This is a genomic window from Qipengyuania flavescens, from assembly GCF_029688735.1.
Classification (GTDB): domain Bacteria; phylum Pseudomonadota; class Alphaproteobacteria; order Sphingomonadales; family Sphingomonadaceae; genus Qipengyuania.
Window position 1 is genome coordinate 256,755 of the sequence record NZ_JARULD010000004.1, and the last position, 22,303, is coordinate 279,057.

Below are 22,303 nucleotides of genomic sequence, written 5' to 3' on the forward strand. Positions count from 1 at the left end.
CAGGCCCTCTAGAGCGTTGCCGTTACCAATTCGTATGCTAGGGCGCGGGCGATGAATAGCGCAGAAAAAATGCCCGTGCTGGTGACCGGCGGGGCAGGCTATATCGGCAGTCACACGGTGCTCGCCCTGCGCGATGCAGGTTGGCCTGTGGCGGTGATCGACAACCTCTCGACCGGCTTTGCTTTTGCCGTGCCGGAAGAGGTGCCGCTCTACGAAGGCGACATCGCCGATGCGATCCTGTTGGAGCAGATTTTCCTCGAGCAGGGCATCGGTGCGATCATGCACTTCGCCGGATCGATCATCGTGCCGGAGTCGGTCGAGAACCCGCTCAAATATTACGACAACAACACGGTGAAAAGCCGCGCGCTGATCGAGGCTGCAGTTGATGGCGGAGTCGGCCATTTCATCTTCAGCTCGACTGCCGCAACCTACGGCACGCCCGATGTCGAGCAGGTGAGCGAAGACACGCCGAAGCAACCGATCAATCCCTATGGCTGGTCGAAGCTCATGACCGAGCAGATGTTGGCCGACGCCAGCGCAGCGCATGGTTTCAACCATTGCGCGCTGCGGTATTTCAATGTCGCCGGCGCCGATCCCGAGGGGCGGACCGGCCAGTCCACGGCTGGGGCGACGCATCTCATCAAGGTCGCCTGCGAGGCGGCGACCGGCAAGCGCGATCATGTCGCGGTCTTCGGGAGTGATTTCGAGACCCCCGATGGGACGGGGGTGCGCGACTATATCCATGTGAGCGACTTGGCGAAGGCGCATGTGCTGGCACTGGAGGCACTGATCGCGCAGCCCGACCGCTCGCTGACGATGAATTGCGGATATGGCCGCGGCTTTTCGGTGCTCGAAGTGCTCGACGCAGTGGACCGGGTAACCAACCAGACCATCGACCGCCGCATGCAGCCGCGCCGCGCGGGTGATCCGGCCAAACTGATCTCGGACCCGTCGCGCATCCGGGGGGCGTTGACGTGGGAGCCGCAGTTTGCGGATCTGGATACGATCGTGAGCCACGCGCTGCAGTGGGAGCGGCGGCTGGCGGAGATCAGGGGAGAGGGGTAGTTTTGTATGGTGTAGAAAGCGCATCCGCGCTTTCCTTGCGGTTGTTGCGTCCCACGGGGGCATGGGACGGAACAGCAAGGGCTGGACGGATGTCCGGCCCGCACGCAACTAAAACCTTCTCGAAGCCACCGTTCCCCCAATCACCCTTGACCGGAATCACCCCCGCCGCTAACGGGCGCCCTTGAATTTGCCGCGTCGGGGCTTATCTCCGGCGCGTATTAATATGACGAGACAAATCATGAAGATCCGCAACAGCCTCAAGTCCCTCAAGGGTCGCCATCGCGATTGCCGCGTCATCCGCCGTCGTGGGCGCACCTATGTGATCAACAAGACCAACCGCCGCTTCAAGGCCCGCCAGGGCTGATTTGGCGCGCTGCCGCACCGGCAGCGTAGTTGTGCAAGACCGGCCCGGCCCCGAAGGGGGTACGGGCCGTTCGTATTGGGGGCAGGCTTATGGGTAGCGACGCAATGACCGTCGAAGCCGTCGTGTTCGATGTCGGGCGCGTGCTTTACCAATGGCAGATGTCGCATTTGTTCGAACGGATCGTCGACGATCCGGCGCGGCTGGAATTCCTGCTGTCCGAGGTCGTGACCGAAAAGTGGCATTTCGAGCATGATCGCGGCCGTGCGCTGGCCGACATGGTGCCCGAGAGGATCGCGCTCTATCCCGAATATGAAGCCGAGATCCGCGCCTATGCGACGCGCTTCAACGAGACGATCCCCGGCCCGGTCCCCGGAAGCATCGAACTGGTCGAGCGATTGGCGGCGCGCGACGTCCCGCTGTACGCGATCACCAATTTCGGCGCCGAATTCTGGGTGGGCTTCCGACCGACTGCGCCGGTGTTCGACCGGTTCCGCGACATCCTGGTGTCCGGCCAAGAGAAGCTAGCGAAGCCCGATCCCGCCATCTTCGAACTCGCATGGAAGCGCTTCGGTCATGACGCTGGGGCGATGCTGTTCATCGACGACAATGCGGCCAATATCGCTTCGGCCAGAGAACTTGGTTGGCAGGTCCACCATTTCAGCGATGCCGCGAAGCTTGAAGTCGATCTCACCGCGCGAGAGTTGATCTGACATCAGGAAAAAGGGCCCCCACGATGACGCGGGGGCCCATGAGTCGTCCCCACGATGGAGAGGGCGGGGAGGGACGGGAGGGATCAGCCGTTGCACTTCGCCAGCTTGTCGTCGGCCAGCGCTTCGCCCTTGGCGGTGAAGCCGGCGATCTCGCCGACATCGCGCTGGAGTTCGCGGCACATGCGCATCGGACGCGACGTGCCCTTCTCGGCAACGCAGGTAGTGCCGTTGCACTGCCAGGCGACGCCGCCGGCGACGATCACGCGATCCTTGGCCGGCTGAGCCAATTCGGCGGTGTAGAACGGTGCGTTGGGGGCGGCGGAGGCGGGCGCGGGTGCAAGCGCCGCACCGAAGCTGGCGGTGGTCCAGGCGACGGCACCAACGATAGCACCGAAATTGACCGAGCGGGGGAGGGAGAGGGTCATGAGAGGGTCCTTCAAAAGCTTCAGTTCTGATCAACCGGGCTTGCCATTCGAACTATCAGGTTTCAAAAAGCAACCAGTTGCGAATCACTACCTATTACTTTAAGTTTCATGTAGCAACCTATTTTTTGAAATATTTTGGATTTGCGGCAATTTGCGCTAGATAGGTTGCAAGAAGGGAACTGATCCATGGGCGATATCCGCGAACCGCTGCGCGAACTGACCGAATGCGGGCTGCCGCAGGCGCTCGAAGTCATGGGAGAGCGCTGGTCCTTCATGATCCTCCGCGCCAGCTTCAACGGCCTGCATCACTTCGAGGAGTTCCTCAGCGAACTCGGGATCGCCCGCAACATCCTATCCAATCGCCTTGCCAAGCTGGTCGAGAACGGCATCCTCCGTCGTGATCCCTGTCCGGACGATCGCCGCAAGATCGAGTATCGCCTGACCGACAAGGGCTTCGACCTGCTGCCCGCCATGGTCGCACTGCGCCAATGGGGCCAGAAATACGGCGCGGAAGTGACCGAGAATCCGGTACTGGTCGATGAGCGCGATCGCCTGCCGATCGGCCCCACCTCGATCCTCAGCCACGATGGACGCATCCTCGGCCCGCAGGATCTCGCCCTGGTCGAACGCTCCGATCTCGGCGTGCGTGCCGATGGGAGCCAGGCGGACCAGGAGGGTTCCCTCGGCCTTGGCGAGGTAATCGACATCGAAAGCCTTCGCCGCGCCAAATCCGCCGCCTGAGCGCACGCACGACGGGCGCTATATCGTCGTTCGCGGCCGCTTGTGGCGCGCGAGCAATCCGCATCTAGCGGAGGGCGAGCACCAACGGCTTATCGACGCATTGATGGATGCGCGCCGGGCGGTCGGCGCGGCCAAACGCGCCGGCGATCCCGCTGCGGAAAAAGCCGCGCGGGCGAAAGTCCACCAAGCGAAAGTCGCGCTCGGCGAGCGGGGCCCGGTGTGGTGGGACGATGGCGCTCCCGACTACAATCGCCATCTGATCAAGAACACGCCCTATGCCGACGAAGACGAGGCGGATCAGGGCTCGCGCCGCAGCTCGTAGTCTATCCTGATGCGTACCCACTCGCCCACCTGCGGCTGTCCGCCGATCTGCGGTGGACGAACCTTGAATTGCCAGGCCGCCGCCAGCACCGCGCGCCCGATCTGCGAGCCGCTGGGCCATTCGTCGACCAGAACGCAATTCTCGACCCGGAATTGCGGCGCGGTCTGGCAATTGATCAGCCCCCAGCCGGGCCCACTGGCCGTCGAAAGATAGCCCGCGAGCTCCCCATTGGTCGGCTCGCGATACCAGCGCGCGGCATAGAGCGGTTCGCCGTTCGGCCCGCTCCCGGCAATGCGCTGCGAATCGCCCGGTCGCGGCGTGAATGCCGGACCGATGGGACCTGCACGCTCTCTACTTCGTGCCTGCGGTTGCTGCGCGAGATCGAAGCTGGGCGACGATGTCGGTGCGGTCCGAAGCAGGGCCGGAGGAGGGGTGGGCTGCGGAACCGCCTGGTCTGGAACGGGCTCCGGCGGGGACACTTGCGGTTGCGCTGTCGCAGGGGCGGGCGCGGGCTCTGCCAGCGCCTCGTCGGCCTCTTCCCGCACATCGCTCACATCGAATGTCGACACCGCATCCCGCATCGGCACCGGGTCGCGGCTCACCAGCCCGAGCGACAGCAGCAAAAGCAACAATAGCGCTTCGAGCAGAAGCGCGAACACCAGGCCGCCAGCCTTGCGCCGCGCATCGTCATCGAGTGCGTGCCACCACTCGCGCAGCCGCGAGATCGCGCCGTATGACGCCATTTGCTCGCCGGGTTCGGTGGATACGAAAGACATGGAGTTCAGGAAAACAGCCGGTGTTGCGTGACGTCACATGCCAGCGTGGCTGCGTGACGTCATCGTTAAAGTGATCTCAACCCGTCGCCCCTAATGCAGAATCGTATTCGCGAATCTGAATAACTAGGCCGGACCAATTTCGTGATCGATATCGAAGTTCAGAACGAGACCCACCAGACGGTTTTCACCATCAAGGCCGTCACCGTGCCGCGCATCGGCGAAGGCATTCGCCTGCAGGAGCCGGCCGGCCACTGGGCCTCCTACGACGTGCTCGACGTGTGGTACCAGAAAGCCGAATATGGCGACGTGTGGCTGCCCTACGTCCATGTTCGCATGACGCCCGACGAGCTGAAAGCCGTCGAGATGGCGAAATCGAACCCAATGGTCGACAAGGCTCAGCAGGTCCCGATCGAGGACTTCCTGAAGAAGTTCGAAGGCGACCACGAGCACGAGACGGTCAAGCTCAACCTCGACATGACCGAGGATTGACCGCTCCCCCTCAAGCCCGCGGCGCTTGCCTGCGATAGCTGAGCGCTTCTGCCACATGGATGCGGCCGACCTGCTCCGCTCCGGCGAGGTCGGCGATGGTGCGGGCGACCCGCAGCATGCGCGTATAGCTGCGGGCGGAGAGGCGCATGGCGGTGGCGGCCTGCATCAGCAACTGGCGGCCCGGTTCGTCGGGCGTGGCGAAGGTTTCAAGCGCCTCGCCGTCGAGGTCCGAATTGCTCCGCACGCCGGTCTGCTCTGCTCGGGCGGTCTGGCGCTGGCGAGCGGCTAGCACGCGCGCAGCGACCTCTTTGCTGCCCTCGGCAGGAGGCGGCAGGGCGAGGTCGGCGGCGCTGACGGGATCGACCTCCACATGCAGATCGATGCGGTCGAGCATCGGGCCGCTCACCTTGCTCTGGTAATCGGCGGCGCAGCGCGGGGCGCGGCTGCAGGCCAGCGCCGGATCGCCGAGATGGCCGCAGCGGCACGGGTTCATCGCCGCGATCAGCTGGACGTTGGCCGGAAAGGTCACATGCGCATTGGCGCGGGCGACATCGACAGATCCCGTCTCCAGCGGCTGGCGCAGTGAATCGAGCACGGCGCGCTGGAATTCCGGTATGGTGGAGTTATTGCACCAAAATATCCTACTGAAGAATAACAGATTTTTCGTTAACAATCGAGTCCATGACGACCGCAGATCAGATACCCGAACTTCCTTCTATTGACCGCCCCAATGTCCTATCAGGCTTGATGACGAAGCGCAGCGAGATAGCAGGCCTCGTTGAGGGTTTACAGGACAGGTTGCGGGAAGCGCTGATCAACCTCGATCACATCGACCAGACGATCCTGCTTTTCGATCCCGAGGCCGATCTAACGGAAGTGAAGGCGAAGCCACTGCCTCCGCGCCATGTTGCCTTCAAGGGGCAGGTTACGCGCTCCATACTGCATATGCTTCGGACAACGGGCGATGCGCTGGATAGCAAGGCTATAACACTTCGCCTAATGGCCGAGCGCGAGCTCAATGCGGCCGATGCCAGACTGCTGAAGACGATACAGAAGAGGGTAGGCGCGGCCCTGAGGAATTTGCGTGACCGAGAACTGCTGGTTTCACGTCAAGGCGAGAAAGGTCTGCTGTTGTGGTCTTTGAGAGCAACGAATGCTGAATGATCTACGTGGCAGCGTCCAGCGTGCCCGCGGCCACGATGTTATGGAACTCGGCGAGGATCTCAGGATGCTTGTCTTGGACATAGGCCGATATCGCATCGTTCGCGATGAGGCGTTCGACATAGCGCGATGCCAGGACGAGATGGAGGACATCGTCGCCGAATGTGGCTTCGACTGCCCGGAAGTCCTTGTTTAGGGATTCGAGCTCCCGTTCCATCCGCGCCATCTGTTCGGGCGTAACGCCCTTTACCCTCTTCGGCCGTTCAGGCCTGGCGAGGTCTTCCTGTCTGGTCGCTGCGAGGATGGCCTTCGCATAGGTGGCGGTGAAATTGTTCATCGATGCCATCAGCTCAGCGGTGGCGAACTGCCGCTCCGGCTTCATCCTGCGCAAGGTATCGAAGACCTGCGGATTGACTGGGCGATCCTTCAGGATGTCGACCGCTTCTGGAGCGATGCCGTCCAGCAGCTTGCTCCGGCGTTGGACCAGCTTCGCATCGATCCCGAGCGCGGCGGCGATCATGCTGGCAGGAACGCCGCGATCGAGCGCCCGCTGGATCATGTAATGTTCCTGGACGGTCGCAAGCCGGTTCACCCGCTTGTTGTAGGTGAAGGCCTCGTCGTCATGGGCGATGATGCATGGCGCGGTCGCTTTTCCCTCTTCCATGATGGCATGCAGCCGCAGATGCCCATCCAGCAGCAAGTTTCGACCCGAGGAGTCCGCCTTGGTTACCGCGAGTGGCTCGATTACTCCTATTTTCTTTATGGAGGTTGCGATCCTCGCATATTTCCTCGAGCCGGTTATGCGTGCCGTCATGGGCCGCAACGGCAGCAGGCTTTCCACGGGAAGGTCGAGCACCTTCTGTTCGAACGATATACGTATTGCTTCGCTCATCTCATGCCTCCGCGAGGCCGAGCCGTTCAGCGATTGGCTGCGGTAGAGTGGTCATTCCTTCGGCTCGCAAGAGCGCGACGAAATGATCCTCGGCCAGTAGGCGACCCATCGCCGAAGTGATGAACGCAAGGCGCCCTTGTGCCAGTCCTGCTTTCTTGAGCAACTGGCGTTGCCGATCGACTTCCTTCTGATAGGCGCGTACCAGTGCCGCGGAGGTCGGAGCGGCGGTTCGCGGCTTGCCGGTCCTGATGCTCTTGATGCCTTTACCGATCAGATTGCGGTCATCGACTATACGGCGGATGGCGAGGATCTGATCGCCCGGAAGGCTTCCGTTCTCGTAGGCCTCGGTCAGCGCGCGCTGCACGTCCTCGTCGTCGGCCTTGGATATCTCGGCGGCGATCGTGTGCGGGATAATGCCGCGCTCGACGGCATCGAGCAGGCGTTCCTCTCCCCGTTCGAGCAGGCCGACGATCGAATGCACATATTCTGCACTGAAACCGATCTTCTCACCGATTGCAGAATGCGTGTAGCCCTGCTCGCGTAGACGTCCGACCTCCCGGATGAGTTCGAGTGGTGAAAGATTTCGCCGGGCGAGGTTCTCGACCAGGCTCATGACGAAGCACTCCTCGCGGGTCGCATCGACGATCATTGCGGGGATCATGGATTGGCCGAGCTTCTCGAATGCTTCCTTCCGCCCTTGCCCACAGACGAGTTCGTAGCCGTTGCCAACTTCCGCTCTGCGGACCGTGATCGGGCGTTTCAGTCCGACCTTCGCTATGCTGTCGACCAGTTCTTCGAAGATGCGCTTGTTGCGCGCCCTCGGATTGAGGACCTCTATCGTTTTGATCGGAATGCTGATGATCTCGCCGTTCATGCTGCCCGTCCGATCGGGTGGCGCCTGAGCATGTGATATAGAGGATCGAGATCGTCGGTGCGATACGCGTCCAGAGCGATGCCGTTCTCCTCGCCCATCCGCATCGTTGCCAGTCGCCCGACGTCGAGCCACGGCAGGAGGTAATAGTCGCGGACGGTTCGGTTATCCGGGTTCATCCTGACGGCGAGAGTGATGTCGGGTCGGTGCCTGCTATCGAAGCGCAGCTTCCAGCGAAGCGACCCGGCAGCGGTTTCGGTACAACGGATCATGACGAGCGAGATTGATATCTCACCGTTGGCCACGATGATATCGGTCTGGGGATCGACCTCAATGCCTATGGCCATTTCGCGGATGCGCTCGACTGTATGTTCGAACGCATCACGCTGCAGAAGCCGCAGCACACGGTTGGTTTCGAGGTAGCGATAGTCGCGATCGGGCGTATAGCCGATCAGCTGGTATGCCCGCACGAGGCTGCCGAACCTATGCCGATACGCGGCAGTGGATGGCATCTCGTCGTCTTCGTCGATCAACAGCCCCGATAGTTCACCTCTCGATGCCAAGAGGTTCGACAGCATGGCGAGCAGCTCGTCGTCGGTGAAGCGCCGCGCCCGCGCAGCTAGGATCGCCTGTGCCGCATCGAACAGCTCGCGATCGATGATTGCCGCGAATGCACCGTCCCCTCGCACCCACATCTCCGGCTCGTTGACGACCCGTTTGCGCTTCAGCTTATTGGAGATGCGGTTGTAGACGTTGTTCCCGATGTATTTCTCGTTGATGAGGATCTGCCGGACCGTTGCCCTGGTCCATGTGCGCCCGAGGTCGGTAGTGACGCCTTCGTGGTTCAGTATCTCGGCGATCTCGCGTTCGGAGTGGCGCTGCAGAACGAACATGCGGTAGATCCGTTCAACGGTCCTGACCTCGTCTTCCGGGCCCGGGACGAGAATCACCCGATCCGTCTGAAGGCTTTTGTGCTCGCCGCGTGCCAGAGGGGCCTTCGGTTCGTCCCGCTCGTTCACGAGATGGCGACGCAAACCATAACCAGCGGGGCCTCCCTGACGGTAACCGAGCCGGATCAGGCGGCATTGTCCCGTAAAAACCTTGGCAGAGAGTTCGCGGCTGTATTCTCCTGCCATCGCCCGCTTGATGTTTTTCATGACAGTGGACGGCAGGCTGCCGTCGTTGTCGAACTGCTCTGCGCAGTAATGGATGTTGATGCCGCGCTCGCGGCAGATGAATTCGTAGTATGCGCTTTCGTCGGCATCCTGGAAGCGGCCCCACCGACTGATGTCGTAGACGAGGATAGCCTCGTAATCGGCACGCCCTTGTTGGACATCGTCGATGAGGCGCTTGAGCGAATCCCGTCCTGCGATGCTGAGGCCGCTGCGTCCTTCGTCGGCATAGGTCCTGACGATCTCGAAATTCCGTCGCGCGGCGTAGGCTTCGATGATCTCGGCCTGGTTCTCGGTCGAATAGCGCTGATGGTCTGTAGACATGCGCACGTATTGCGCTGCCCTTGTCTTCGTCTTTTTTCCTTCTGCTTCCATCTTGCCTGGCACCGGGTCTAGTGAGTCGGGCATTTCTCCCGATGAACCCGTTCGGCATAAGGGGAGTATGGTGGAATGTCTTTTTCGACGGATGACCGAAAACTTCGCGGTGAAAACGGAAATCGGTTTCCGATCGATCCCGCTGCGGAAACGGGAGCGTTGCTGGCGGAGGTGGTGGCAGAGGCTTTGAAGGCGGACTTCGGCACCATACCATCCCATGTGAAGCATCTGGCGCGTCTGACCGGAACCAATGAACGGACGGTCCACAACTGGCTGCTGGCTCGCAATGGACCCAGTGGCACGGCGCTCGTCGTCCTCATGCGTCACTCGGATGCGGTGACCGAGGCTGTTCTTGCGTTAGCAAATCGCAACGAACATTCCGCGGCGATCAGACTTATGAAGATGAAGAACATTGTTCGCACCAAGGCGCTGGAGCTCGTAGAGTGTCTGGGTCCAGTATGAAGCTTTTACTGGGAGAGGCTCTGCGTCCAAAGACATGGATTGTGAGCGCTTAGCTGTCCTGCCCTTCTCCACGACCCGATCCTGCACGATCAATCCTTTGTCTTGATCAGCTTTTCGAGCTTCGGCTTGTCGATGTTCACGCCGAGTGGCTTTACCACATCCTGCGCTGCCTCGAGCATGATAGTGCGGTTTTCCTTGTCCCAGTGTGCCCAGAACAGTCGCGAGAGATAGTGGCTTGCGATTGTGTAGCGAAGGAAGCTGGCGCGCGGCAGAGCCTTCATGCTTTCCTTCAGGAACTTCCTGCCGCTCTTGGGCATCAGGTCGACCATCCAGGATGCCTTTATCAACGTCTCCAGCTTGCCTTCGACCTCCGACTTGTCGACGCTCATGTAGAGGGCCGGGTGCCGGGCCTGTTCCGCAAGATATCCGAATATTTGCCGAATGGGCTGCGCGAGGATTGCGTATTCCATCACGTCGATGATGCTTCCGACGAACCTACGCCGATCGTCGATCTCATCTGGGAAATCTGTAGCGTTCAAGGCCTTGTCTGTGGTCAGATTCTCCTTCATCTTGTCGAAGTCAATTTCGAGGTTGATGCGACTCCACTCGTCCAGCGCGACTGCCGCACCATCGACCACCTTGGCGCTGAGGTCACGCTTCTCCTTTGCCTCGAGATGCTCGGCTCCCTGACCCAGCAGGACGACCGCTCTGGTCCACGCTGCACCAAGCCTGTCCAGATTCTCAAAGCGCTTACTGACGGCCTCGTCGTCATCGTCGGCGAACTGCTTGCCCGCTTCCTCGCGGACCTGTTCGGACACGTCCAGCATCTGCTGCTTCTGCTCGGCGTTGCGCGACCCTTCGCGCACCGCCTTCGCGGCGTTCTTGAGCCGCTCTCTCATCCTATCGGTGGCCTCGGTGCGCCTGATTGCAATCGGCGAGATCTCTTCAGAAAGCATGATGTTGTCGCCGGGATTTAGCTTCTTCAGATCGTCCGTGGCGGCCTTCAGCGTTTCGATGACGGCCTGCACTATCTCGTCGGACGCTCCGATCTCTGCGTAGAGTTCGAAGGCCGGATAGTCGAATGGCTCGGCCATCTGGAAGTAGCGCGATGCCAGGCTGGGATGATCATGCAGTTCTTGAGCGAGAAGGTAGGATTCGATGAAGGGAAGCGATATCTGCGCGCGCCCCTGTTCGAAGTGCATGATGCCATTGTCGACGAAATCGTTGACGAACTGCAATGGCTTGATCTGAAAGTCGTGCCTATCGGCAAATTCCTTGGCGAACGTGACCAGTTCGGCTTCATCGAAATTACGCTTCTCCAAGCGCATTTCTACGACGAGCTTGCGCAGGAACCTCTCGCGCGTGGTGCGGCCGAGATTTATGTCGGCTTGATCACCAGCGACGAGGAAGGTCAGGAAACCCACCACGGCCAGCTGGATCAGCTCGGACCGGCGATTGGCGTTGAGCAATGCCGTGAGCGTCTCCTTCGGGATCCCAGCGAAGTAGGTGGGATGGGCATCCAGACGGAAGTTGTCGAAGGTCTTGTAGAGCCTGTTTGCGATCACTTCGGATTCCTGGCAGCCCATCTGGAAGTTCTTCTCGAGGAAGAGCGCTATCTCCAGAAAAGAGACCTTTCCGGCGTCGTATGGAGCCGCAGCGGAACGGTTCATAAACGACGTCTCGCCGATCAGAGCGTCATCGCCGCGGCTCACGAATAGGAACCGGGCATCGGGATACATGTCGCACTGCTCGAGAATGGTGTCGATCCTGTGCTTTGACGAAAAGGGCATATTCTCGACGACGAAAACCATCTTGACGCCATCCGTCTGCTTCAGCTTGTCGAGGTCGACCGCCGCCGCGCTCGCGAAGGTATCCTGCTTGCCGCGGATGGCATCGCCGTCGATGACGATCGGGACGGCCTGGAGACCGTCGATCTCGCAGGTGAGAAGGTCCGCGGCGACCACCCAGGGCAGGCTCTTGTCGGGATAGGAACGTGGAATGTTGATCAGCGTGCGTTCGCGCGTCTTGAGCACCTCGCGCACGTCGATCGCCTCCTGCTGCGCATCGACTGGATCGCCCGATTGAGGCGTCTTTCGAATACGCGGGACAGGTAGGCGATACCCCTTCTCCTGCAGCTTGTATTCGGGAGACAGACGTCTGAGAGTCTCATCGATCTCCGCCTCGATCGTCTGCATGACCTGCTTCAGAGGAACGTCCGTTTCATCCTCGACCCCCAGGTCGAGAAGGTCGTCTCCGGATCCGCGCAGCTCGAGAAGGGCGCGTTGGAAGTAAGGGTTGGCAGTGATGTTGAGGTGCAGGAAACTCGCTGCATTTGCCGCCGCCAATTTCCTTACTGTGCCCTTGGTTGCTTCTTCCAGCTTGGTCTTGTTGCCGTCCGCGTAGTCGGAGATACCGCGGATCGTCATCGCGGGTTTGTCGTCACGGAATTTCGCTTGCGAGAACACACCTCCTGACTCGGTCTCGATCGCGAGAAGTGCACGTTCGACACCTTTCAGCTTCTTGTTGTAGAGCGCGCTCTTGTCGACCATTCCACATACGATCGTGCCGTCCTTGGTGGTCGTCCTTCCAATTTGTTCAAAGGTCTCGCCGCGGCTGGGGACCTCATCGGGTATGCCCTTCGTTGCGATCGCCTCTCGCTCCTGCTGCCAAGCGTCATACACGGGAATGAGCTGCGGTTGCGTTCGCATGAAGTTGAACGCCCGCGTGAAGCGCGTCGGCGTCGAATAGTGGGTGGGCGAGAACTCGATATCGAGAGCCTTGCCGTCGTCGATGTCCACCACCTTGTTGTTGTCGAGTACGTCAGCAATGTGTCCGCTGTAGCAGACGTCGGCGAGATCGAGATCATTGCTGATCCCGCCAGCGATCCCGAGGCACACCGTAAGGCCGATATCGAAGTGCTCGTGCAGATATTGCGTGGCGTTCGTGGCATGACGGTTGCCCATCGACGACTGCTGAATGACGATCATGCGCACGTCCGCATGGCCACTCTCGACTACATGGCACCAGACCGTATCGGTTCCTCTATTCTCGGTGGGCGGGAACTGATTGATCAGTTGGAGCAACTCGTCCTCGAGGGGCACCACGAGGCCGATGTCGAAATAATCGCGATTGTTGGGCTTATCGTTCATGCTCTGATCTTATCCACCAGCTTTTCCTCAGGCAATCGTTCCGTTATTGTTCTGCTCAGCTGGTTTAGGCCGCATCCTTGTCCTCGTTGGCCAGCCGGCGCGCGCGGCGGAAAAAATGGCGGGTGATCTGCTCACGCACCTTGGGATCGGTCAGCATCGCGCTCTTCATCTCGTTGTCGCGCTGGAACGAACGCACGGAGCCGCGGAAGAACATCTCGGCGAAGGCCTTGTAGACGACGTCATCGGGGTTGTTGCGGAGCATCTCGACGAGATCCTCGGTCATGATCTCCTCGTTGACGGCCTCGTAGCGCACGAAGTCGGCGTCGGTGAACTCTGTCCCGTGCCGATCGTTGAACGAGGACACGATCTCCGACAGCGAGCGCTGCTCCTCTTCCGTATAGGGCTTGGCGCCAAATTCGCTTATCGGGCTGAGCTTCGCCCCTGCTTCGGGAGCGAGCGAGGCGGAACCCTTTTCCTTCTCTTTCAGCGTAACGGCCTGTAGTCGCACCATGTCGTCGGTGATCTCGATGTCCCCTGGGATTTCTCGATCCGGCAGCAGTCGGTTGAGCCAGGTGCCGTAGGAGTAGAGCTTCTCCAGATCGGTGTCGCCCAAAGCCATGATCTGGCTGAGGAAGCTGTAGAAGCGCAGATAGCTCTTCACCACCTGCCGGAACTCCTCCTGTTCCTCCTCGTCCTCGTTGTCGAACCGCATGACAGCCTCGCGGACGATGCCTTCCAGTTTCGCCCGGTCGTGGCCATCGAGTTCGGATCGGTAATAGGTCTCGGCGAAGCGTTCGACCTCCGCATCGTGGATGATGCCGAACTCGTGCATGCGGCGTTCGAGCGTGTAGATCTGGTTGGGGTCGGAGTTCGCCTCCAGGCTGGTTTCGCCGTAGAAGGGTTCGAACGCGGTCTGGATGTCCTCGATCGTGTTCTGGAAGTCGAGCACGTAGGTGCGCCGCTTGTCCGGATAGATGCGATTGAGGCGTGAGAGCGTCTGCACAGCCTGTAGTCCGGCGAGCTTGCGGTCGAGATACATCGCGACGAGCTTGGGCTGATCGAAACCGGTCTGATATTTTTCGGCGACGATGAGCACCTTATACTGGTCGCCGTCGAAGCGTTTTGGCAGTTCCGTTTCGGCGAAGCCGTTGAGTTCCGCTTCGGTGTAGGTCTCGCCGTCGATGCGCAGGGGCCCCGAGAAGGCGACCAGAGCTTTGAGGCCATCGTATCCGTTGGCGTCGATGTAGCCCTGTAGGCGTCGGTAGTAGTTGAAGGCATGCTCGCGGCTCTGCGTGACGATCATGGCCTTGCCCTGACCGTCCAGTTCGCGGGCGACGTGACGGCGGAAGTGCTCGACGATGACCTCGACCTTCTGGTCGATGGCCGCGGGGTGGAGTGATGCGAACCTGGCGATGCGCCGGCGACTGCGCTTGGTGTCGAGGTCGGGATCGTCCTCGATCGCCTTCTCCAGCTGGTAGTAGGCCTTGTAGGTCATGTAGTTCTGCAGCACGTCGAGGATGAAGCCCTCCTCGATCGCCTGCCGCATGGAATAGAGGTGGAAAGGTTCGGGCGTGTCCTCAGATCCCTTGCGGCCGAAGCGTTCGAGCGTCGCGGTGCGCGGTGTCGCCGTAAAGGCGAAGTAGCTGATGTTGGGCTGGGGACCGCGCGCTTCCTGATAGGCCGCGACGACGTCCTCGAAGGTCTCCGCCGTCCCTTCGCCGTCTCGCGACAACGCCTCCGACATGGCCTGGGCGCTCTTGCCCGACTGGCTGCCGTGCGCCTCGTCTATGATGACGGCGAACTTGCGACCGGCCTGGCCCGTGATGGTGCTGAGGTGGTCGGTCGAGAACTTCTGGATGGTCGTGACGATGATGCGCGCGCCGCTGTCGAGGGCGGCCTTGAGCTGCTTGGATGTGCCGTCGATGATCTTCACCACGCCCGGTGTCTGGGCGAGCTTCTGGACGGTGTTCTGGAGCTGGCGGTCAAGGACGAGACGGTCGCTCACGATGATGGCCGTGTCGAACAAGGGCGCATCGTTCTCGTCGTGGAGCGTGATGACGCGGTGTGCCGTCCAGGCGATCGTGTTCGTCTTGCCCGAACCTGCTGAGTGCTGGACTAGGTAGTTGCGGCCCGTGCCGTGCTGACGGGCGTCGGCCATCATGCGCCGGACGGCATCGAGCTGCTGGAAGCGTGGGAAGATCATCGTCTCGCGTTTGTCCAGCGATCCGTCCGGCAGGAACACCTCCTCGGTCTCGAGGTGCAGAAGATTGCCGATGATGTCGAGCAGCACCTCGCGCGAGAGGACGGCGCGACCCTCGGGTTGGTCCGCCCAAATGTATGCGGTGCGGTGTTCCCCTGCGATGTCGGGGTTGCCGGCTCCCTTGTCTCGGCCGCGGTTGAATGGGAGGAAGCGGGTCTTCCCGTTCATGAGTCTTGTCGTCATCGAGACGTTGGAGGTGTCCATGGCGAAGTGGACGAGCGCGCCGCGCTTGAAGGTCAGCAGCGGTTCGTTGGCAGGAGAACGATCCTTGCGATACTGTTTCTCGGCGTGCCGGAAGGTGGATCCGGTGAGTTCGTTCTTCAGCTCGAAGGTCGCGACCGGGATGCCGTTGACGAAGATCACGACGTCGATCGCGTTCTCATTGCGGCGGCTGTAATGGACCTGTCGCGTGACAGAGAGAATGTTGGCTTCGTAGCGAGCCTGGAGAGCAGGGTTGACGTTCGAGGCCGGCTGGAAGGCACATAGGACGAACTTGATGCCCGGCACGATCTTGATGCCCTGCCGCAGCACTGGCAGGGTGCCCGAACGCTTGAGGTTGGCGGCGACCTGGGTCAGGAATTCCTTCTCGGCGGAAGTGCCGTAATGGCTTTCCAGCTTCTCCCATTCTTCGGGCTGCGTCGCCTTCACGAATTCGACGGTCAGCTGCGGATCCAGCGCTAAATCGCGATCGTAGTCTGCGTCGCTGCGCAGCCGATAGCCTTGGTGCTCGACGAGCTCGTCGACCATGTGCTGTTCGAGCACGTCTTCGAGATGGATCTTCGACGATTTATGAGGCTTTCTCATTGTCGCGCATCCCCGTCAGTTCCAGTGGTAAAAGCTTCTTTGGTATCTGGCTGACGTCCCCCAATTTCCTCTACGACCGTAGAGGCTTTTCGAACCCATAAGGAATGGAGTAGAGAGTCGGGCATGGCGACTTGGGCAGCCCGGTTTCCTCCGACAATGGAGATCAGCGCGTCACATTCATCGATTCCAGTCCTGATACGTTCGGTAATAGACTGCTGTTCGTTTCGAGGCGGAACGCTGATCCAGTCATTTGGAAAGTCTGCAAACGATATGGATTGCCGAACCCCGCTGCCGAGCGAATAGTAATACTTGCAGAGGTCAAGTGCGTAGAGAAAATAATACCAGTATTCGGGGATGTCGGATTGTCGGCAGGTCACGGCATCGTACGCCGAAGTTATGATGCCTCGTTCTGTGACCAGACCCTGCCGCAAACTTTTCTTGTCGTTCTGGAGATCCGTCAATCTCAAGACGATATCGCCGGGCTCGACGATCTGGTAGCCCTCATAGGATTCTGGGACGAGCCCTTCGCTGCTTTCGATGTCGCGCCGCACTATCCGCCCATAGCTGAGCGACAACAGGTTCTTTTCTACCATGCCAGCGTTGAGGTTGCCCTTCTTCAGCCGGAGGACATGCTTGACCTTGGTGACTTCCCAATGAGACGGCGGTGCCTCCCCAAATACGGTTTCTTGCAACGTCATTTCGAGATCACCTTCGTCAGAAGTTCTGCGAGATTGTCTTCCATGGCTGCTATGTTGGCATTCACGTCGGACAGGGTCGGCGGGCGTTCGAATTTGGCGAACAAGGTGTTGTAGGGAACGGAGTAGCCGAGGCGGCCGACTTTTTTGTCGGTCCGATCGATGTATTTCGTGTCAACCCACGCGCCCGGAGCGAATGGCTCAACCTCTTCAGCAAAAAATTCTTCCCACTTCCTGTCGATCGGCACGCGCTCGAAGTATTGCAGTAGCTTGTCGGGTTCGGGGTTCCCATTGCCGTTACGAATGACTTCCGCGTCAGGATCTAGCTCGCCGAAAGACTCTTCGATAGCTGACCTGAGGGGGGCTGAAATCTTGAATCCTTTTTCGGACATCGTGCTTGCCACCTTGGCATGAAATGCGTTGCCGTCTGACCAGGTTTCGCCGAAGCTCGGATCACCTAGGATGCTGAGCAACAGGTCTTTGACAGGCTGCTCCATGAGATTGAACGGCTTTGATTCGGAAAGACGAGTGATTCCATCCTCATCGACGCGGAAACGCCGTCTCTTCGGTTGTTGAATTTTGATCAGCCGGTAGGCGAAGGACCTGACTGGAAATACCTCTGCGAAATGACTCCCTTCGGCAGAGAAGCCATCGACGAACGCGTTGATAATTTTCGCTCGGGCATCATCTGTGATGAAGTTGGCTTTGTCACCTAGACTTTTTCTTAGAGGCTCGCAGAATTCTTCCGAAGATGCGTCGATGATCAGCATTTTATTGCGTTGAATGGTCGGCTTACGGTTGTTTAGTATCCAAATGAATGTCTGGATGCCGGTGTTATAGAAAAGATCGGGCGGAAGAGCTATTATTGCGGTGACATAGTCTTTTTCGAACAGCCAGCGTCTGATTTCACTTTCACCAGAGCCGGCATCACCAGTCCCCATTGGAGCGCCGTTCATGACGATGCCGATCTGCGAGCCCTGCTCGTCGTCGCGCATCTTGGCGACCATGTGTTGCAGGAATAGCAACTGCCCGTCGGAGATGCGCGGAAGGCCAGCGCCGAAGCGTCCGTCGTCGCCCAATTCCTTCCACTCCTCCTTAACGGCGCCGGCCGACGCCTTCCAGTCGACGCCGTAGGGCGGATTGGACATCATCCAGTGAAACTTCTGGCCGCGGTGCTGGTCATTGGCGAGCGTGTCGCCAAAGGCGATCTGCTCCGGGTCGTGACCGGTGATCAACATGTCCGAGCGGCAGATCGCGTAGGATTCCTTGTTCTGCTCCTGCCCGTAGAGTTCGACGCGCACGCCCTCGTTCATCGCCTTGATCTCGGCTTCGGCGATCGCGAGGATGCCGCCCGTGCCACACGCCGGATCGTAGACGGTGCGGATGAGACCGCGACCGGTGAGCGCCTTGTCGTTGGCGATGAGCAGGTCGACGATCAGATGGACGACCTCGCGCGGCGTGAAGTGTTCGCCGGCCGTCTCGTTCGACTGCTCCGAGAAGCGACGGATCAGCTCCTCGAAGACGTATCCCATCTCGAGGTTGGACACCTCGGACGGGCTCAGGTCGACGTCGGTGAACTGCTCGAACACGTCCCACAGGATGTCGTGGTCCTTCAGTTCCTTAAGCTGCTCGAGGAACTTGAACTTGTCGATGAAGATGTCGCGCATGTTGGCCGAGAAGCCCGTGATGTAGGCGACGAGGTTGTCGTGCAGATCAGCGGGGTTCTGACCCTTGATCTTGGCGAACGTGAGGGGTGACAGGTTGTAGACCTTCCCCGCCTTGGCGACGTCGAAGAGCAGCAGATCGCGTGTGTCCTCGTCGATGCCTTCGGGCAGGGAGTCCGCCATCTCGATGGTCGCGTCCTGCGTCGCCGAGAGCAGACAGTCGAGGCGGCGCAGGACAAAGAACGGCAGGATGACCTTGCCGTAGTCATGCGCCTTGAACTTCCCCCTGAGCGTGTCCGCGGTGCCCCAGATGAAGTTCGCGAGTTCGCGGACCTTGTTGTTCTGCATCGAAGTCTTTCCCTGATTTGGGGAGCTTATAGGATGCGTGGTGCGTGACAGCCAAGCACGGCTTTCGGCGCCGCGCTCGCGGCGTCCGGAGGCTTTCCCCGACATTAGGTTCTCCGATTATGATTAAGATGGTGACGGCTGCTATCGTCAGAGCCGATCGTGCCTGCTTCCGAGGGTGCAGGTTCAGGTCATCGCGGGTGCGTCTTTCTCACCCGATGAAGACCAATGGACGATTTGGAGACCATGCGGTGTCTGACCATTTCGTATTCGACATGAGCGATTAACACGATGTTAGCTATGTTGGCTCAAGGCATGATGAATGCCGAAGATGCTCAGCGAAGATATGAAATGGATGCGTGATCACCCGCTGGTCACGGGACTGATCATCCTGTTCGTCATCGTGTCCGCATGGCTTTTCTGGGGTGCGACTTCCTCGACCGATCAAGCGTATGATAGGATGGCAGCTTCCAGGCACACCGCCTTGGATGAGCCGTCACAGGTTCTGGAAGCCGACGACGCCGAACGCCAGATCAAAGAACGCCGCAAGGCCTACGTTCGTTATGACGCCTCCCAAGATCGCGTCATACTCCCACCGTCGCGTGAGGAGCGCCTCGCGACCGATAGTAGCCCATCCGAACAGGAATGGGCCGATCGTCAGTCCGAATATGAAGGCCGCACTTGTCAGGACGCTCCACTGGATGCGGGATATTCCGATCTTTGTGCGCAGTGGGCGAGTGTCTCCGCCACCCGATATGGAAATAGGATTGGAGCCGAGAACTACCGTGTATCCTCCTTCGCCGCGATCGTCAGTGGCCTGGCGCTCATCGCTACCGTGCTGGCCGTGGCTATCGCGGCTCTGGCCGCCCGGGACGCGAGCAAGGCCGTCAAGTTGATGAAGGAGGGAATGGTTCCGTTCCTTACCGTGCGCCCTGGTGGTATATCTGGTGTCGGTAAGATGAAGCTGATCAACGCCGGCACGGGAGTCGCGACCGGAGCTTTCGTCAAGGTTGGGAATGCGGAACTGCCCTTGCGCCGCCGCGTCCTGCAGGCTGGGGAAGAATTCCAGATTACTCACTCGGCGATAGCCGCCACGAACGGGGAACTGCAGGTCGTTCTGCGATACAATGACGGATCCGGCGAGGGCATCGAGCGCCGAGAGCGCTTTCGGCACGCTTCTGGAAAATGGGTCCAGATCGATTGATGCGTTTGCCGAAATAGCGGGCGTCAATGTAAGCAGCAGAGCAACAATTAACTTTTCCATATCTCTTCTCCTTCCGGTGGTCGCCCACCGTCGGGATCCAGAAATGTGGCCCTAGTGGGCTGTCAGTCGTCGTTGTCGTTAATGCCGAGAGCTCTCAGCACGTCGTGATTGCGATCGTTCTCGCGCCGTGGCCCCGATGCCTGCCAATAGCCGGCGAAGGTTCGCGAGGGCGGCAGGCCCATTGCGGCGCGGATCAGCTTCTGTACCTTGGAGCGGTCGTCCAGCCGCCTGTTTTCTTCCCGCCAGGCACCGTCGGCGGCGTAGAAATCGAGATAGTCGCCGGCGATATGATGATGGACACCGATCTCGGCCCGTCTCATCCGGGAGAATGCGCTCTCGGCACCATTGGTGTGGACACCCTCGTCGGTGCAGAATTCCTTCTTGTGGTTTACACGCTGCAGGCTGTGGCTGGCGTAGAGCGGCTCCCATCCCGATCCCTCGTCGGCGAGGATAGTCGCGCTGCGATCGACGCTTTCGGTGATCCAGGACACGGCCTGCCTTTCGCTCTTGAACGTGCGCGTCAGGAGGCGTCCCTGACCGCCGCGTTCGCGTAGCAGCACGACGCATTGGCGCTTGCGTCCATTGACGGGGATCCGCCGACGGTCGATGCGCTCGTCCTTCTTGTTGGCCTGCTTGAGATAGCCGCCGAAGTAGGCACCGTCGATCTCGACCTCGCCCACGAGGTGAACGTCCTCCTGATCGAGGAACATGACCTCCCGGAGCTTGTCGGTCAGCACCCAGACGGTCTTGTAGTCATGATCGTAGTCGTGGGACAGCCAGATCGAGGCCGCGCCCTTGGCGTGGACCGCCATGGCTCGCACGATGAACATGAGTTCCAGATAGGTGATCCGCTTGTGGGCGAACATCGTCCCGCTCGTGATCGAGAAGAACTTGTGACACTCCGGGTTGGCGCATTTGTATCGCTTCTGCGACTTGATGTTGTAGATCCGCTGGGAACCACAGTCGGGGCAGGTCGGATTTCCATCAGGCCATCGCGAGCGAAGAAATAATTCCCGGCAACCATCTTCGCCCATCTTGAAGACGTCGTGGATGCTCAGCGTGCGGCTCGCAGGGTTTTTCAGCCAATGGAGGCCCTGCTTCTTGCGCTTGAATGATTTGGTTGCACGAGTGGCCATTGAGGTGTCATATACGACACCTAATAGGACTATTCAATCTTAAAGTGCCGTATGCGACACCTGAGTTGCCGAATTCGCCTCCAGATTCTATAACCGACTCATGACACAGGCATGTGATGATGAATGGGAGCAGCTGGCGCGTAATCTGGTTCGTGGCCAGTTGATGACGCGCGGGATGTCCTATGCCGCGCTCAGGGACGCTCTGGCCGGGATCGGCGTCGAGGACACCGAGGGTGCCATCAAGAGCAAGATGAGCCGCGGCAGGTTCAGCGCCGTGTTCTTCCTGCAGTGCATGACAGCGATCGGCGTGGATTGGCTTCAGTTGCCGGGTGCTCCGGATGGTCCCGGCGCGTTCGCGATTGGCAAGCATGGCGCACAGGCATTGGCGAAAAAATCACCAGGAGAAAATTAAGAAGCGGGAATGCCCGCGAGAATCTACAGGGGTCGGGTCGCCCACGCTCGTAAATGTGCTCCCAATAGGTCGATCTATATCTGATTCGGAAGGCACATTCCTGATAGAAATCAGACTCCTACCTCAGATTTGGTGCAATAACTCCGCCATACCGTGGAATTCGGGCAGCTCGTCGAGGAACAGCACGCCGAGATGAGCGAGGCTGACTTCGCCCGGCTTCACCCGCAGGCCTCCGCCGGTCAGCGCAGCCATGCTGGCCGAATGGTGCGGCGCGCGAAACGGGCGGGCGCGGCTGATGCGGCCTTCCTCCAGCGTTCCGGCGACCGATTGCACCATGCTGACCTCCAGCGCCTCGGGCGGCGTCAGTGGCGGCAGGATTCCCGGCAGGCAGCTAGCCAGCAGCGACTTGCCGGCACCGGGGGGTCCGATCATCAACAGGTTGTGTCCGGCTACACTCGCACGGATAAATGCTGTGGAAAGCGGTCGAGAATGGCGGGAAGTGGGCCAATTGTGTTGAAAAACTCCGCAGGCACCTTCGGCGGGAAATATTAAAACTCATAAGAGCTCATGCCTGCATCATTACCTCAAGACGCCTTCTCCCGTTGAATCATTATTACGGAAAATCGGCTGCGGATCGGGTCAGGCCGAGTTTTTCAACACAATAGGGCCGATGCACGAACCCGCTTCGCGGGAGGGGTGCTGGCGGCGCGGGTGACGCCAGAGCAAGAACGTAGCGAGTAGATCGAACA

Annotated in this window: 20 protein-coding genes and 2 pseudogenes; 10 read left to right on the plus strand and 12 right to left on the minus strand. The window is 59.9% G+C overall.

Features of this window, described 5'->3' with window-relative positions:
• Positions 1 to 51: 51 nt before the first annotated feature.
• The 3 genes from galE to P8R33_RS12560 all read left to right on the plus strand — a co-directional run bounded on the left by galE (position 52) and on the right by P8R33_RS12560 (position 2,139).
• Entirely contained in the window at positions 52 to 1,065 is a 1,014-nt protein-coding gene (galE, locus tag P8R33_RS12550; RefSeq protein WP_278329304.1) for a UDP-glucose 4-epimerase GalE, read from the plus strand.
• A 238-nt stretch (positions 1,066 to 1,303) separates the two neighbouring features.
• Positions 1,304 to 1,429 carry a type B 50S ribosomal protein L36 gene (gene ykgO / locus P8R33_RS12555; protein WP_050599643.1) on the plus strand — a complete coding sequence of 42 codons (126 nt, stop codon included), beginning with the start codon at positions 1,304 to 1,306 and terminating at the stop codon, positions 1,427 to 1,429.
• A gap of 89 nt (positions 1,430 to 1,518) precedes the next feature.
• Entirely contained in the window at positions 1,519 to 2,139 is a 621-nt protein-coding gene (locus P8R33_RS12560) for an HAD family hydrolase (protein WP_278329305.1), read from the plus strand.
• An 83-nt stretch (positions 2,140 to 2,222) separates the two neighbouring features.
• Here P8R33_RS12560 and P8R33_RS12565 read toward each other — a convergent pair whose 3' ends face one another.
• A complete protein-coding gene (locus P8R33_RS12565) occupies positions 2,223 to 2,564 on the minus strand; it encodes a DUF8200 family protein (RefSeq protein ID WP_278329306.1) in 342 nt (113 codons plus the stop codon).
• Positions 2,565 to 2,750: 186 nt separating this feature from the next.
• Here P8R33_RS12565 and P8R33_RS12570 point away from each other — a divergent pair, with 186 nt between their 5' ends.
• Positions 2,751 to 3,305 (plus strand): winged helix-turn-helix transcriptional regulator, encoded by a 555-nt coding sequence (locus P8R33_RS12570; protein WP_278329307.1) that lies wholly within the window; start codon positions 2,751 to 2,753, stop codon positions 3,303 to 3,305.
• Between the two features lie 103 nt (positions 3,306 to 3,408).
• Positions 3,409 to 3,627: a hypothetical protein gene (locus P8R33_RS12575; protein WP_347569049.1), complete on the plus strand. Its 219-nt coding sequence runs from the start codon at positions 3,409 to 3,411 to the stop codon at positions 3,625 to 3,627.
• Here the strand turns inward: P8R33_RS12575 and P8R33_RS12580 are convergent.
• A complete protein-coding gene (locus P8R33_RS12580; RefSeq protein WP_278329308.1) occupies positions 3,603 to 4,403 on the minus strand; it encodes a hypothetical protein in 801 nt (266 codons plus the stop codon). The two genes, P8R33_RS12575 and P8R33_RS12580, sit on opposite strands and share 25 nt — an antisense overlap.
• A gap of 141 nt (positions 4,404 to 4,544) precedes the next feature.
• On the opposite strand from P8R33_RS12580, the gene P8R33_RS12585 reads away from it, so the two are divergent.
• Positions 4,545 to 4,892, plus strand: a complete 348-nt coding sequence (locus tag P8R33_RS12585) for a hypothetical protein (protein ID WP_278329309.1) — start codon at positions 4,545 to 4,547, stop codon at positions 4,890 to 4,892.
• Positions 4,893 to 4,902: 10 nt separating this feature from the next.
• Here P8R33_RS12585 and P8R33_RS12590 read toward each other — a convergent pair.
• Positions 4,903 to 5,508 (minus strand): annotated as a pseudogene (locus tag P8R33_RS12590) (ATP-binding protein); the annotation flags it as partial.
• Positions 5,509 to 5,573: 65 nt separating this feature from the next.
• Between P8R33_RS12590 and P8R33_RS12595 the strand changes: the two are divergent.
• Positions 5,574 to 6,056, plus strand: coding sequence for a hypothetical protein (locus P8R33_RS12595; protein ID WP_278329310.1), 483 nt, complete (start codon positions 5,574 to 5,576; stop codon positions 6,054 to 6,056).
• 1 nt (position 6,057) lies between these two features.
• Here P8R33_RS12595 and P8R33_RS12600 read toward each other — a convergent pair whose 3' ends face one another.
• From P8R33_RS12600 to P8R33_RS12610, 3 genes are read right to left on the minus strand one after another with little or no spacing between them, the layout of a single operon-like run.
• Complete coding sequence (locus P8R33_RS12600) at positions 6,058 to 6,945, minus strand: plasmid partitioning protein RepB C-terminal domain-containing protein (RefSeq protein ID WP_278329311.1); 888 nt, start codon at positions 6,943 to 6,945, stop codon at positions 6,058 to 6,060.
• A gap of 1 nt (position 6,946) precedes the next feature.
• Positions 6,947 to 7,819, minus strand: coding sequence for a plasmid partitioning protein RepB C-terminal domain-containing protein (locus P8R33_RS12605; RefSeq protein WP_160661983.1), 873 nt, complete (start codon positions 7,817 to 7,819; stop codon positions 6,947 to 6,949).
• Positions 7,816 to 9,396, minus strand: a complete 1,581-nt coding sequence (locus P8R33_RS12610; RefSeq protein WP_347569051.1) for a recombinase family protein — start codon at positions 9,394 to 9,396, stop codon at positions 7,816 to 7,818. Before P8R33_RS12610 ends, P8R33_RS12605 begins: the two co-directional genes overlap by 4 nt.
• A 42-nt stretch (positions 9,397 to 9,438) precedes the next feature.
• Here P8R33_RS12610 and P8R33_RS12615 point away from each other — a divergent pair, with 42 nt between their 5' ends.
• Positions 9,439 to 9,825, plus strand: coding sequence for a hypothetical protein (locus P8R33_RS12615; RefSeq protein WP_160661985.1), 387 nt, complete (start codon positions 9,439 to 9,441; stop codon positions 9,823 to 9,825).
• Positions 9,826 to 9,914: 89 nt separating this feature from the next.
• Here P8R33_RS12615 and P8R33_RS12620 read toward each other — a convergent pair whose 3' ends face one another.
• The 4 genes from P8R33_RS12620 to P8R33_RS12635 all read right to left on the minus strand — a co-directional run bounded on the left by P8R33_RS12620 (position 9,915) and on the right by P8R33_RS12635 (position 18,745).
• Entirely contained in the window at positions 9,915 to 12,974 is a 3,060-nt protein-coding gene (locus tag P8R33_RS12620) for a 5'-methylthioadenosine/S-adenosylhomocysteine nucleosidase family protein (protein ID WP_278329312.1), read from the minus strand.
• A gap of 64 nt (positions 12,975 to 13,038) precedes the next feature.
• A complete protein-coding gene (locus tag P8R33_RS12625; protein WP_278329313.1) occupies positions 13,039 to 16,038 on the minus strand; it encodes a type I restriction endonuclease subunit R in 3,000 nt (999 codons plus the stop codon).
• Positions 16,035 to 16,736, minus strand: a complete 702-nt coding sequence (locus P8R33_RS12630; protein ID WP_160661988.1) for a restriction endonuclease subunit S domain-containing protein — start codon at positions 16,734 to 16,736, stop codon at positions 16,035 to 16,037. Before P8R33_RS12630 ends, P8R33_RS12625 begins: the two co-directional genes overlap by 4 nt.
• Positions 16,733 to 18,745 carry a type I restriction-modification system subunit M gene (locus P8R33_RS12635; RefSeq protein WP_278329314.1) on the minus strand — a complete coding sequence of 671 codons (2,013 nt, stop codon included), beginning with the start codon at positions 18,743 to 18,745 and terminating at the stop codon, positions 16,733 to 16,735. The genes P8R33_RS12630 and P8R33_RS12635 overlap by 4 nt, the downstream gene beginning before the upstream one ends.
• Before the next feature lie 319 nt (positions 18,746 to 19,064).
• Here P8R33_RS12635 and P8R33_RS12640 point away from each other — a divergent pair, with 319 nt between their 5' ends.
• A complete protein-coding gene (locus P8R33_RS12640) occupies positions 19,065 to 19,946 on the plus strand; it encodes a hypothetical protein (RefSeq protein ID WP_278329315.1) in 882 nt (293 codons plus the stop codon).
• 122 nt (positions 19,947 to 20,068) lie between these two features.
• On the opposite strand, the gene P8R33_RS12645 is transcribed toward P8R33_RS12640, so the two are convergent.
• Positions 20,069 to 21,142 (minus strand): IS1595 family transposase, encoded by a 1,074-nt coding sequence (locus tag P8R33_RS12645; RefSeq protein WP_278329316.1) that lies wholly within the window; start codon positions 21,140 to 21,142, stop codon positions 20,069 to 20,071.
• A gap of 100 nt (positions 21,143 to 21,242) precedes the next feature.
• Between P8R33_RS12645 and P8R33_RS12650 the strand changes: the two genes are divergently transcribed.
• On the plus strand, positions 21,243 to 21,554 hold the full coding sequence (locus P8R33_RS12650; protein ID WP_278329317.1) for a DUF6471 domain-containing protein: 312 nt from the start codon (positions 21,243 to 21,245) through the stop codon (positions 21,552 to 21,554).
• Between the two features lie 156 nt (positions 21,555 to 21,710).
• Here the strand turns inward: P8R33_RS12650 and P8R33_RS12655 are convergent.
• A pseudogene (locus P8R33_RS12655) lies at positions 21,711 to 22,013 on the minus strand (ATP-binding protein); the annotation flags it as partial.
• Positions 22,014 to 22,303: the final 290 nt, after the last annotated feature.

What these genes read in the sequence shown, in the direction of transcription:
- P8R33_RS12560 (WP_278329305.1), top strand. Translation starts at nt 1,519, where the DNA reads ATGGGTAGCGACGCAATGACCGTCGAAGCCGTCGTGTTCGATGTCGGG.
- P8R33_RS12635 (WP_278329314.1), bottom strand. Translation starts at nt 18,745, where the DNA reads ATGCAGAACAACAAGGTCCGCGAACTCGCGAACTTCATCTGGGGCACC.
- P8R33_RS12595 (WP_278329310.1), top strand. Translation starts at nt 5,574, where the DNA reads ATGACGACCGCAGATCAGATACCCGAACTTCCTTCTATTGACCGCCCC.
- P8R33_RS12615 (WP_160661985.1), top strand. Translation starts at nt 9,439, where the DNA reads ATGTCTTTTTCGACGGATGACCGAAAACTTCGCGGTGAAAACGGAAAT.
- P8R33_RS12645 (WP_278329316.1), bottom strand. Translation starts at nt 21,142, where the DNA reads ATGGCCACTCGTGCAACCAAATCATTCAAGCGCAAGAAGCAGGGCCTC.
- galE (WP_278329304.1), top strand. Translation starts at nt 52, where the DNA reads ATGAATAGCGCAGAAAAAATGCCCGTGCTGGTGACCGGCGGGGCAGGC.
- P8R33_RS12565 (WP_278329306.1), bottom strand. Translation starts at nt 2,564, where the DNA reads ATGACCCTCTCCCTCCCCCGCTCGGTCAATTTCGGTGCTATCGTTGGT.
- P8R33_RS12620 (WP_278329312.1), bottom strand. Translation starts at nt 12,974, where the DNA reads ATGAACGATAAGCCCAACAATCGCGATTATTTCGACATCGGCCTCGTG.
- ykgO (WP_050599643.1), top strand. Translation starts at nt 1,304, where the DNA reads ATGAAGATCCGCAACAGCCTCAAGTCCCTCAAGGGTCGCCATCGCGAT.
- P8R33_RS12570 (WP_278329307.1), top strand. Translation starts at nt 2,751, where the DNA reads ATGGGCGATATCCGCGAACCGCTGCGCGAACTGACCGAATGCGGGCTG.
- P8R33_RS12630 (WP_160661988.1), bottom strand. Translation starts at nt 16,736, where the DNA reads ATGACGTTGCAAGAAACCGTATTTGGGGAGGCACCGCCGTCTCATTGG.
- P8R33_RS12575 (WP_347569049.1), top strand. Translation starts at nt 3,409, where the DNA reads ATGGATGCGCGCCGGGCGGTCGGCGCGGCCAAACGCGCCGGCGATCCC.
- P8R33_RS12610 (WP_347569051.1), bottom strand. Translation starts at nt 9,396, where the DNA reads ATGCCCGACTCACTAGACCCGGTGCCAGGCAAGATGGAAGCAGAAGGA.
- P8R33_RS12600 (WP_278329311.1), bottom strand. Translation starts at nt 6,945, where the DNA reads ATGAGCGAAGCAATACGTATATCGTTCGAACAGAAGGTGCTCGACCTT.
- P8R33_RS12625 (WP_278329313.1), bottom strand. Translation starts at nt 16,038, where the DNA reads ATGAGAAAGCCTCATAAATCGTCGAAGATCCATCTCGAAGACGTGCTC.
- P8R33_RS12650 (WP_278329317.1), top strand. Translation starts at nt 21,243, where the DNA reads ATGACACAGGCATGTGATGATGAATGGGAGCAGCTGGCGCGTAATCTG.
- P8R33_RS12580 (WP_278329308.1), bottom strand. Translation starts at nt 4,403, where the DNA reads ATGTCTTTCGTATCCACCGAACCCGGCGAGCAAATGGCGTCATACGGC.
- P8R33_RS12640 (WP_278329315.1), top strand. Translation starts at nt 19,065, where the DNA reads ATGCCGAAGATGCTCAGCGAAGATATGAAATGGATGCGTGATCACCCG.
- P8R33_RS12605 (WP_160661983.1), bottom strand. Translation starts at nt 7,819, where the DNA reads ATGAACGGCGAGATCATCAGCATTCCGATCAAAACGATAGAGGTCCTC.